Raw genomic sequence first — 11033 nt, 5'->3', positions numbered from 1 at the left:
CACCGGGGAGAGCGCGTTATAAGCCGTAAAGCCATTGCGCAGGGAATGTCGGATGCTCTCCGCTGCCCTGTATGCTCATGTGCAGCATTCTTATGCACAATCGCACATGAGACCGCGGGTGCAGCGCGCATCCGGCATTCCCTGCGCCCTCTGATTGGAGGGCAAGGAATTTCTGGCAAAGCTCGGGCGCAATGCGTCGCGAGAATGCGAAGGTGCGTTTGGAGCGCGGTGCAGCTACAAATACGCTGTCGTCCCGGCCTTGAGCTCAGATGCGCAATTGCGCATCGGGGGACCCATACGCCGCGGCCCATCGGTTGGAGCGCTGGCATTAGAGACCTTCGGTTACCACGGCCGCCGCGGCGTATGGGTCCCGGCGTTCGCCGGGACGACGAGAGAATTATGTATGAGCTCGCTCGCTCACCTCACAACAGCAAGTCCAGCAGATGCGGGATCAGCGGAATGTCCGCGGGCGGCATCGGGTAGGCGCGCAGTTTGCCCGCGCGCACCCAGGCCAGTTGCTGGCCTTCGCGTGCGATCACCTGGCCTTCCCAGCGCCGGCAGATGTAGAGCGGCATCAAGAGATGGAAGGTCTCGTAGGCGTGGCTCGCAAAGGTCAGCGGCGCCAGGCATGGCTCGCTGACATCGATGCCGATCTCCTCATGCAGTTCGCGGATCAGCGTCTGTTCGGGGCGTTCGCCGGGCTCGACCTTGCCGCCGGGAAATTCCCACAAGCCCGCGAGCGCTTTGCCTTCCGGACGCTGCGCCAGCAGCACCCGTTTGTCGGCGTCGACCAGCGCGCAGGCAACCACGAGGGTTAGTTTGATGTCGGCCATGAGGGGCTGTTTGCAAGATTTTTGGGCAGGCGTGGAAGATTTCATTAACGAGCCAACCTCATGTCGCCAAACGATTTGTTTGCGGCTCGGGAACCCAAATTTAATCTGATGTTGGCAGGGTGTGTCCAGTTCGGGCCCAGAACAGGCATCCTATGCGCGCTTTTACTTCTCTGCTCAACCGCTTTCGTCGCGACCGCTCCGGCAATATCGCCGTGATATTTGCGATCGCGGCGCTGCCCATCATATCGGCGGTCGGATGTGCGGTCGACTATTCGCGGGCCACCCAGTTGCGCAGCAAATTGCAGGCGGCGATCGACGCGGCCAGCGTGGGCTCGGTCGCCAAGAGCGCGCCCGGCTTCATCGCCGCGGGATCGATGACCTCGGATGGGCCGATCCCGGCCGGCGTCACCGATGCCACCAACATCTTCAACGCCAACATGAACGGCGTCACCGGCTACACGCTCAACAGCATGACGCCGGCAATGACCAAGGCCGGGAGCGTCATCACCTCGACGGTTCAGTTCTCCGCCACGGTTCCGATGTTGTTCCTCGGCGTGATAGGCAAGACCAGTGTCACCGTGACCGGCGCGTCGACCGCCACCACCAGCATGCCGCTCTATATCGATTTCTATCTGCTGATGGACAATTCGCCATCGATGGGCGTCGGCGCGACGCCGGCCGATGTAAGCAAGATGGTCAACAATACGTCGGACAAGTGTGCGTTTGCCTGTCACGATCTCAATAACAACAATAACTACTACAAGCTTGCAAAAACCCTCGGCGTGACTACGCGGATCGACGTGCTGCGCAGCGCGACCGAGCAGTTGATGGACACCGCGGCCGCTACCCAGACCTATTCGAGCCAGTTCCGGATGGCGATCTACGATTTTGGCGCATCTGCGGGCTCGGCCGGGCTAAGAGCTCTGTTTTCGCTGTCGTCCAGCCTGTCGAGCGCCAAGAGCGCGGCCGGCAACATCGACTTGATGACCGTCAACGGTCAGAACCAGAACAACGATCAGGACACCCAGTTCACCAGCATCATACCCGCGATCAACAGCGCGATCAGCGCGCCCGGCGCCGGCACGTCCTCGGCGCCGCTGAAGTATCTGTTCTTCGTGTCTGACGGCGTCGCCGACGAGTACAATCCGGGAACGTGCATCAAGCCGACCACCAGCAGCGGACGCTGCCAGTCGCCGCTCAACGCGGCGCTCTGCACGGCGATCAAGTCTCGCGGCATCAAGATCGCGGTGCTCTACACCACCTATCTCGCGCTGCCGACCAACGCCTGGTACAACTCGTGGATCGCGCCGTTCAATACCGGGCCCTACGGGCCGTCGCCGAACAGCCAGATCGCGCAGAACATGCAGAGCTGCGCCTCGACCGGATTGTATTTCGAGGTCAGCCCGACGCAGGGCATTGCGGAAGCGATGAACGCGCTGTTCAAGAAGGCCATCGCCGACGCCCGGATCAGCGGCTAGGACACGCTCAACTAGTTAATCCCGTCATTGCGAGCGAAGCGAAGCAATCCATGGCGCGGCATAGCGACTGTGGATTGCTTCGTCGCTTTGCTCCTCGCAATGACGAAACGCGCCTACGACCGGTAGTCGCCGTTGATGGCGACGTATTCCTTGGTGAGGTCGCAAGTCAGCACGCGGTCGCGGCCCTTGCCGAGGCCGAGGGAGACCTTGATCTGAATCTTCGGGCTCTTCATCGCCTCGGAAACCTCCGCCTCGTTGTAGGACGGATCGCGCGCGCCGCTTTTGGCGACGCGGATGCCGTTGAACGAGATCGACAGCTTGTCGCGGTTGGCGGGCTCGCCGGCCTTGCCGACCGCCATCACCACGCGGCCCCAATTGGCGTCCTCACCGGCGATCGCGGTCTTGACCAGCGGCGAATTCGCAATCGACATCGCGATCCGGCGCGCCGAAATGCTGGTGGTCGCGCCCTCGACGATGACCTCGACCAGTTTTCGCGCGCCTTCGCCGTCGCGGGCGACTTGCTCGGCAAGATCGGCGAGCACCGCGCGGAACGCCTTGGTGAAGGCTTTCAGCCTCGGATCGCTGGCGCGCGTGATTTTTGGGGCGCCGTGGGCGGCGGCCGTTCCGGTGGCGAACGCCAGCAGCGTGTCCGATGTCGAGGTGTCGCTGTCGATGGTGAGGGCGTTGAAGGTATCCTGGACGCCGCTCTTGAGCAGCGATTGCAGCACGGCCGACGACAGCGGCGCGTCGGTAAACACGAAGGACAGCATGGTCGCCATGTCGGGCGCGATCATGCCGGCGCCCTTGGCCATGCCGTTGATGGTGACCTTCGCCTTGCCGAGTTTCACGGTCGCGGTCGCGACCTTCGGGAAGGTGTCGGTGGTCATGATCGCCCGGGCCGCGCCCATCCAGTCCGCAGGCGCAGCGCTGTCGGCCAGCGTGCCCAGCACGCCGTCGAATTTGGTGGCGTCAAGCGGCTCGCCGATCACGCCGGTGGAGGCGAGAAACACCTCATTTGGTTTGCATCCGACCGCCTTGGCGGCAATCGACGCCGTCAAGGTCGTGGCCTGCCGCCCGGTCTTGCCGGTGAAGGCATTGGCATTGCCGGAATTCACCACCAGCGCGCGCGCTGCTCCGCCTTTGAGTTGGGCGCGGCACCATTCCACCGGGGCGCTCGGGCATTTCGATTGGGTGAAGACACCGGCCGCATTCGTTCCCTTGTCCATGATCGCGAGCAGCACGTCGGTGCGTCCCTTGTAGCGGATGCCGGCGGCGGCCGTGGCAAGCCGCACGCCCGCGATCACGGGCATGTCGGGGACTTCGGTTGGTGCGAGGGGGGAAACGGCTGATGACATGGGGGCGCATCCGGGAAGAGAAAAATGGATCGTCATGGCCGGGCTTGTCCCGGCCATCCACGCCCTTGTCTCGCTCAGCGATGCCTAAAGACGTAGATGGCCGGGACAAGCCCGGCCATGACGACTTTAGATACTATTGGCTTCACCGAAGTGACAGCGAATTTTACTTTTTCGCCGGCGCCATCTTGGAGGCGTCCGGCTTGGCAGCCTCGGCAGGCTTCGCCGCCGGCTCGGCCGTCTTGTCCATGCGCTCGACCTTGGCGGCTTCGCGCAGCTTCGCCACGTAATCGGCCTGCGCCTTGCGCGTCACGTAGGTTTCGATCTGGGGCTTGACCTGCTCGAAGTCGGGCGCCTTGCGGTTGCGCTTTTCCTCGACCTTGATGATGTGCCAGCCGAACTGCGATTTGACGGGATCGGAAATCTTGCCGGGCTCGAGCACGAACGCCACCGCCGAGAATTCCGGCACCATCTGCTCCTTGGTGAAGAAGCCGAGGTCGCCGCCGTCGGAGGCGCCGGGGTCCTTGGACTTTTTCTTGGCGAGATCCGCGAAATCGGCGCCCTTTTTCAGCTCTTCGGCGATCGCCTTGGCCTCGTCCTCGGTCTCGACCAGGATGTGCCGGGCGTGGACTTCGGCTTCGCCGGTGATCTGCTTGGAGGCCTCCTCATAGACCTTCTTCATGGCCTCGTCGGTGGTTGCCGCCTTGCCTTCGGTGGCCAGCAGGCTGTCCATCAAAAGACGGTTGCGCGCGAACGCTATGCGCCGCTTGAAGTCCTCGGAATTCTCGACCTTTTTATCCTCGGCGGCCTTGGCGACGATCTTGAGGTCGATCAGGAACGCCAGCACGTTGTCCTTCTTGGTCGCCGGGTCCATCTGGGCGAGGCTGGGGCCAAGTTCCTCTTCGGCCAGCGCGACGTCGCTCTGACGGATTTCCACGCCGTTAACCTTCGCCAGAACGGGGTTGTCCTGGGCGCGGGCCGGCAGGCCGGCGGCCAGAACCGCAGCCAGGCAGGTCGTCAGGGCCAGGGAGGCCAAGCCGAAGCGCAGGCCGGTTTTCGTTTCCGGGAACGGGAAGGTCATGCAAAATCCTTGTCTTGAAGATGGGAATGCCAAAGGCGGCGGGACACTCGCCCAATCATGGCACCTTGGCAACGCGAAAAGTCTGTCAAAATGATGAATTCCTTGACATCTTGGCGACGTTGACAAGCCTGTGGCCCAGCCATATCTCTGCCGGAACCAATCGATGGCGATAGCGCTTATTTTACTGGGCTTTTTGCCGTTGAACCTTAGCTTGCCTGAATCCCACTCACTTGGCGGATGACCCCCGGATCGGGGCGTTTGCCGCGACGCGTCACGGTGAGTTGATAGGCAACTTGGTGGATCACGTCACGGCTGCAACGCAAGACACGGCTTAGCAAGACACGGCATAGACAGGAACTCGGCATGATCGGCGCGCTCGCCCGCAAGTTTTTCGGCTCCGCAAATGACCGGCGGGTGAAGGGATACCAGTCCCGTGTCAACGCCATCAACGCGCTCGAGCCCACGCTCGCCGCGCTGTCGGACGAGGCGCTGAAGGCCCGCACCGCCGAGTTCCGCGAGCAACTCGCCAACGGCAAGACGCTCGACGAACTCCTGGTTCCGGCCTTTGCCACCGTGCGCGAGGCGGCCAAGCGCACCCTCGGCCAGCGCCATTTCGACGTCCAGCTGATCGGCGGCATGGTTCTGCACGAGGGCGACATCGCCGAGATGAAGACCGGCGAAGGCAAGACGCTGGTCGCGACGCTTGCGGTCTATCTCAACGCGCTGGCGGCTAAGGGCGTCCACGTCGTCACCGTCAACGACTACCTCGCCCGCCGCGACTCCGAATGGATGGGGCAGATCTATAATTTCCTCGGACTGAGCGTCGGCGTGATCGTCCACGGCCTCGACGATGCCGAGCGCAAGGAAGCCTATTCGCGCGACATCACCTACGGCACCAACAACGAATACGGTTTCGACTATCTGCGCGACAACATGAAGTACCGCCTGGAGGACATGGTCCAGCGCAGCCACTTCTACGCCATCGTCGACGAAGTCGACTCGATCCTGATCGACGAGGCGCGTACGCCCCTGATCATCTCCGGCCCGCTCGACGACCGCTCGGAGTTCTACAACACCATCGACACCTTCCTGCCCAAGCTCGACAAGACCGATTACGACGTCGACGAGAAGCAGCGCACGGTGACGCTGACCGAAGCCGGCATGGAGAAGATCGAAACCCTGCTGCGTGACGCCGGCCAGCTCAAGGGCGAGTCGCTCTACGACGTCGAGAACGTCTCGGTGGTTCACCACATCAATCAGGCGCTGCGCGCCCATTCGCTGTTCAACCGCGACAAGGACTACATCGTCCGCGACGGCGAGGTCATCATCATCGACGAATTCACCGGCCGCATGATGCAGGGCCGGCGCTATTCCGAAGGCCTGCACCAGGCGCTGGAAGCCAAGGAGCATGTCCAGGTCCAGCCGGAAAACCAGACGCTGGCCTCGATCACTTTCCAGAACTATTTCCGGATGTACGCCAAGCTCGCCGGCATGACCGGCACCGCGCTGACCGAAGCCGACGAATTGTTCGACATCTACAAGCTCGAGGTCGTCGAAATCCCGACCAACGTGCCGGTGGCGCGCCTCGACGAGGACGACGAGGTCTACCGCACCCAGACCGAGAAATACGCCGCGATCCTTGCCGAGATCGAACGCGCCAACGCGCGGCTGCAGCCGGTGCTGGTCGGCACCGCCTCGATCGAGAAGTCGGAAGTGCTGGCCGAGTACCTGAAGAACCACGGCTACAAGCAGATCGATTTCGGCTCGGAATCCGGTATGGAGAAGCTCTATGCCGCGGCGCGCGCGGGCAAGCCTGCGAAACTGTTCGCAGTGCTGAACGCGCGCTTCCACGAACAGGAAGCCTATATCGTCGCGGAAGCCGGCGTCCCCGGCGCGATCACGATCGCGACCAACATGGCCGGCCGTGGTACCGACATCAAGCTCGGCGGTTCGCTCGAGATGCGGATCCTGCAGGAGACCGCGCACATCACCGACGAGGCCGAGAAGGCCGCCAAGATCGAACTCATCAAGGCCGACATCGAGCGTTTCCGCGAGATCGTGCTGAAGGCTGAAGACGTCGTCGAAATCGAACCCGCCAAGGGTTCGAAGCCGGCCAAGACCATCACCAAGCCCGGCGGGCTCTACATCATGGGTTCGGAACGCCATGAATCGCGGCGCATCGACAACCAGCTGCGCGGCCGCTCCGGCCGTCAGGGCGACCCCGGACGCTCGAAATTCTTCCTGTCGCTGGAAGACGATTTGATGCGGATCTTCGGATCCGACCGGCTCGATACCATGCTGACGCGGCTCGGCCTCAAGGAGGGCGAGGCGATCATCCATCCCTGGATCAACAAGGCGCTGGAGAAGGCGCAGCAGAAGGTCGAGGCGCGCAACTTCGACATCCGCAAGAATTTGCTCAAATTCGACAACGTCCAGAACGACCAGCGCAAGGTGATCTTCGACCAGCGCGTCGACCTGATGAAGGACGACAGCGTCGCCGAGACCGTCGCCGACATGCGCCACGCCTTCGTCGAGGATGTCGTGACCAAGCACGTGCCCGAGCATGCCTATGCCGAGCAGTGGGACGTCACCGGCCTCAAGGACGAATTGAAGCGCGTGCTCGACGTCGACCTGCCGGTCGATGAATGGGCCAAGGAAGAGGGCATCGCCGACGAGGAATTGCTGGCGCGCATCGAGAGGCATGTCGACGAGCACATGGCGGCCAAGGTCGCGCAATGGGGCCCCGACGTGATGCGCTACGTCGAAAAGACCATTCTGCTGCAGACGCTGGATCATCTCTGGCGCGAGCATCTGGTGATGCTCGACCATCTGCGCCAGGTGATCGGCCTACGCGGCTACGGCCAGCGCGATCCGTTGCAGGAATACAAGTCGGAAGCCTTCAGCCTGTTCGAGGCGATGATCGCGCATCTGCGCGAGGCGGTGACGGCGCAGTTGATGCGGGTCGAGATCGTTCCGCCGGAAGAAGCGCAGCCGGCGTTGCCGGTGATGGAAGCGCACAAGCTCAATCCGGACACCGGCGAAGACGAGATGGCGTTCGCCAATGCCTCGCTGGTGCCCGAGGTCAGCGCCGCCGACCGCGATCCCAAAAATCCCGCCACCTGGGGCAAGGTCGGCCGCAACGAGGATTGTCCCTGCGGCTCCGGCAAGAAGTTCAAGCACTGCCACGGGAAGTACGGCTGAGCTGCTCGTGATCGTGCGCTGACGGCGCCTCTATCGTCGTCCCGGCGAAGGCCGGGACCCATAACCACGAATGTTGGTTATGGATGGGACCAAAGCCCCACTAATTTCGCGCAACATTGAGATCGGTGGCTATGGGTCCCGGCCTTCGCCGGGACGACAGCGATTTACTTCACCGCCCCGAAGCGGCTGTCGAACGAGTTCGACGAGACGATCGGCGCCGATCCGGCGACCTGCGCGGGAGCGGCCGGAGCCGGGGTATCGGTCACCGACGGTTTCAGCGGCGGCCGGGTTGCGGCTTGCTTTGGTTCGGCCTTCGGCGCTGACGTCTTCGGTACCGCAGCCTCTGCGCGGGGCGCAGGCTCGGACCGCTTGGCCTCGATAACTTTCGGCTTCGCGGGTGCGGGCGGCGGTGTGCTTGAGGTGCTCGCGGTTGCATCGCCGCCGCCAATGCCGACCTTGCGGGCCAGGCTGGAGAACCATCCGTCGGATTGTGCGGCCGGCGCGGCGTTGGCGACCCGTGTCGGGGCCGGGGTCGAGGCTGTCGGTCCGGCTGTTGGCGCGCTGGCGACCGCAGCAAGCTTCGGCTCCTGCGGCGCGCCGAGCAGGAGATTGTCGGAAGGCGCGCGCGGCGGGTTGACGTGGGAGGGGATGGTGCCGGGGGCGCGGGCCAGCGAGAGCGCCGCCAGTCCCTGGCTGTCGCCGCCTTCCGAGAGCCCGGTGCTGGCTTCAGGAACGCGCGCGGCGAATATCTTGTGCATGCCGCCGTCGATGCCGGTGTTGAGCCGCGCGACCGGCGTGCCCTTGGAAATCAGCTTGGCGGTTTCCGCGGCCTCGGTCTGCTGCTTCTCGCGCACAGCGTCGGCGACTCCCTCGGGGATTGCATAGGCCGGGCATTTGCCCGACGCGTCGAACACCGGGTCGCGCGTGGCGTTGGGCGCCCTGATGGCGTCGAACACGTATTTCTTCTCGCAGAAATCGACCTTCGGCTCGTGCTTCGTCACCTCGAAATGATCGTAGCCTTGCTTGATCATTCTCCAGAACGGCATGTTCGGATTGTTGCGATGCTTCGCCATGTTGATTGGCGTCATCTTGAACGGATAGGCCTGCAGCTGGAACGATTTCTGGCCGCCGAAGAAGGATTCGCGGCCCAGCGAATAGATTTCCGCGATCTGCTCGTCGGTCATCGCGTAGCAGCCGCGCGAGGAGCAGTCGCCATGCACCATCAGCTGCGATCCGGTGCGGCCGAGCGCCTTGTCGAATGCGTTGGGATAGCCGGTGTTGAACGACAGATAGTAGGCCGACTGCGGATTCATCTGCGCCGGCGAGATCGAATAGAAGCCTTCCGGCGCCTGGCGGTCGCCCTCTTTGATCTTCGGTCCGAGATCGCCCGACCAGCGGCAGATCGGATAGGTCTTCAGCAGCGCGAAGCGGCCGGAACGATCCTGCTTCCAGATTTCGAGTTCGGCTTCCTGCTTGAACAGCCGGACCAGGATCGGAGAATTCAGGTCCATATCCTTGGCGACCATGTCCGCGATCAGTTTCGGCGGAACCGGCTGGTTGGCCTTGGCATTGTTGGCCAGCGAAATCTCGTCGCTATTGCAGCCGGCCAGCATGACGCTGGCCGCGAGGGCAGCCGACGTGATGAGCGCGCGAACCAGCGAGCGATAAATCAAAAGCTAAGCTCCACACCCATCGGGCAATTTTCGCACCCCAACCACAGCGTCATGCCCTGAAGCCGATGTATAAAATCTTACCCTTTAGGCCGATTTGTCGCAACTCGAACCCGCCGCACAAGCCAGTACCTTGGCGGGCATGGTCAACAGACCTTAAAGAACGCGGTCGGGGCATAATTGCGGCTAAATTCAACGATTTGGCGAAAAATCGGCGATTTTGCGATCGGGCCTGCCGCTTTAGCGGCTCGCAACCGCTTGATCTCCCCAAAAGGCAGGGAATCGAGCCCGTTCAGCCCAGTTTGCGGCCGATATCGAGGAATTTCTGCCGCCGCTGCTTGCGCACCGCATCCGCATCGAGGTTGCGGAGGTCGTTGAAGGCCTGGGCGATGGCATCGCCGGTGGAGGCGATGATGGCGGCGGGGTCGCGATGGGCGCCGCCCGGGGGCTCTTTCAGGATCTGGTCGATGACGCCGAATCGCAGCATGTCCTGGGCGGTGATCTTCATGCTGGTGGCGGCTTCCTGGGCCTTGGTGCCGTCCCGCCACAGGATCGAGGACGCCGCTTCAGGCGAGATCACGCTGTAGATCGCGTGTTCGAACATCAGCACGCGGTTGGCGGTGGTGATCGCAATCGCCCCGCCGGACATGCCTTCGCCGGTGATGATCGCGACATTGGGCACGCCGAGCGACAGGCAGGCGTCGGTGGACCGCGCGATGGCTTCCGCCTGTCCGCGTTCCTCAGCGCCGATGCCGGGATAGGCGCCGGCCGAATCAACGATCGACAGCACGGGGATGCCGAACCGGTCGGCCAACTCCATCAGGCGAACGGCTTTACGATACCCTTCAGGGCGCGCCATGCCGAAATTGTGCTTGATGCGGCTTTCGGTGGTGGCGCCCTTTTCCTGGCCGACCACGCAGATGGCTTCGCCGCGGAAGCGGCCGAAGCCACCCATCAGCGCTTCGTCCTCGCCGAACTTGCGGTCGCCCGCCATCGGCGTGAATTCCGTGATCAGCGTGTTGATGAAATCGGTGAAGTGCGGCCGCTGCGGATGGCGCGCCACCAGCGTCTTCTGCCATGGCGTCAGGCTGGCATAGAGGTCGGTCAGCGCCTGCGACGCCTTGTCCTCGATTCGCGCAATCTCATCGCCGATGTCGCTGCCGGTCGCAGCCAGCGCGCGCAACTCGTCGACCTTGGCCTCGAGTTCGGCGACGGGTTTTTCGAAGTCGAGGTAGCTGCGCATCTGATCCGGCATCAAACCAATATAGGGAGGAACTTAGCTGCGGGCGAAGTGGTTTCGTCTTTGAGAAAGAAGATTAGTCTCTTCAACGATTTAGCTGACGTTCTGGGCGGAGGCCCATGGCGGGTAGCGATAGAGTGAGGCTGTTTCGGGGGAGAAGGCGTCGAAGTCAAGGCGG

7 protein-coding genes are annotated in these 11033 nt (G+C 62.9%); 2 read left to right on the top strand and 5 right to left on the bottom strand.

What is annotated here, in order from left to right:
* Window positions 1-422: 422 nt before the first annotated feature.
* Window positions 423-833 carry a (deoxy)nucleoside triphosphate pyrophosphohydrolase gene (locus JQ629_RS22490; protein ID WP_212414495.1) on the bottom strand — a complete coding sequence of 137 codons (411 nt, stop codon included), beginning with the start codon at window positions 831-833 and terminating at the stop codon, window positions 423-425.
* Window positions 834-985: 152 nt separating this feature from the next.
* Between JQ629_RS22490 and JQ629_RS22485 the strand changes: the two genes are divergently transcribed.
* Window positions 986-2311 carry a TadE/TadG family type IV pilus assembly protein gene (locus tag JQ629_RS22485; RefSeq protein ID WP_212414494.1) on the top strand — a complete coding sequence of 442 codons (1326 nt, stop codon included), beginning with the start codon at window positions 986-988 and terminating at the stop codon, window positions 2309-2311.
* A gap of 113 nt (window positions 2312-2424) precedes the next feature.
* On the opposite strand, the gene argJ is transcribed toward JQ629_RS22485, so the two are convergent.
* Window positions 2425-3666, bottom strand: a complete 1242-nt coding sequence (argJ, locus tag JQ629_RS22480) for a bifunctional glutamate N-acetyltransferase/amino-acid acetyltransferase ArgJ (RefSeq protein ID WP_212414493.1) — start codon at window positions 3664-3666, stop codon at window positions 2425-2427.
* A gap of 163 nt (window positions 3667-3829) precedes the next feature.
* Window positions 3830-4744, bottom strand: a complete 915-nt coding sequence (locus JQ629_RS22475; RefSeq protein WP_212414492.1) for a peptidylprolyl isomerase — start codon at window positions 4742-4744, stop codon at window positions 3830-3832.
* Between the two features lie 363 nt (window positions 4745-5107).
* Here JQ629_RS22475 and secA point away from each other — a divergent pair, with 363 nt between their 5' ends.
* Complete coding sequence (gene secA, locus JQ629_RS22470; RefSeq protein ID WP_212414491.1) at window positions 5108-7945, top strand: preprotein translocase subunit SecA; 2838 nt, start codon at window positions 5108-5110, stop codon at window positions 7943-7945.
* Window positions 7946-8109: 164 nt separating this feature from the next.
* Here secA and JQ629_RS22465 read toward each other — a convergent pair whose 3' ends face one another.
* Both JQ629_RS22465 and JQ629_RS22460 read right to left on the bottom strand, forming a co-directional pair.
* Window positions 8110-9618 carry a L,D-transpeptidase family protein gene (locus JQ629_RS22465; protein WP_212414490.1) on the bottom strand — a complete coding sequence of 503 codons (1509 nt, stop codon included), beginning with the start codon at window positions 9616-9618 and terminating at the stop codon, window positions 8110-8112.
* 289 nt (window positions 9619-9907) lie between these two features.
* Window positions 9908-10870, bottom strand: coding sequence for an acetyl-CoA carboxylase carboxyltransferase subunit alpha (locus tag JQ629_RS22460; RefSeq protein WP_212270154.1), 963 nt, complete (start codon window positions 10868-10870; stop codon window positions 9908-9910).
* Window positions 10871-11033: the final 163 nt, after the last annotated feature.

The sequence above is a fragment of the Bradyrhizobium sp. AUGA SZCCT0222 genome, from assembly GCF_018130205.1.
Taxonomy (GTDB): Bacteria; Pseudomonadota; Alphaproteobacteria; order Rhizobiales; family Xanthobacteraceae; genus Bradyrhizobium.
Note: the sequence above shows the minus strand (reverse complement) of the source record. Positions and strands in the feature narration are given on the sequence as shown.

Bases quoted from the DNA above. Each gene is read 5' to 3' on its own strand.
- JQ629_RS22490 (WP_212414495.1), bottom strand. From the start codon at position 833: ATGGCCGACATCAAACTAACCCTCGTGGTTGCCTGCGCGCTGGTCGAC.
- JQ629_RS22485 (WP_212414494.1), top strand. From the start codon at position 986: ATGCGCGCTTTTACTTCTCTGCTCAACCGCTTTCGTCGCGACCGCTCC.
- argJ (WP_212414493.1), bottom strand. From the start codon at position 3,666: ATGTCATCAGCCGTTTCCCCCCTCGCACCAACCGAAGTCCCCGACATG.
- JQ629_RS22475 (WP_212414492.1), bottom strand. From the start codon at position 4,744: ATGACCTTCCCGTTCCCGGAAACGAAAACCGGCCTGCGCTTCGGCTTG.
- secA (WP_212414491.1), top strand. From the start codon at position 5,108: ATGATCGGCGCGCTCGCCCGCAAGTTTTTCGGCTCCGCAAATGACCGG.
- JQ629_RS22460 (WP_212270154.1), bottom strand. From the start codon at position 10,870: ATGCCGGATCAGATGCGCAGCTACCTCGACTTCGAAAAACCCGTCGCC.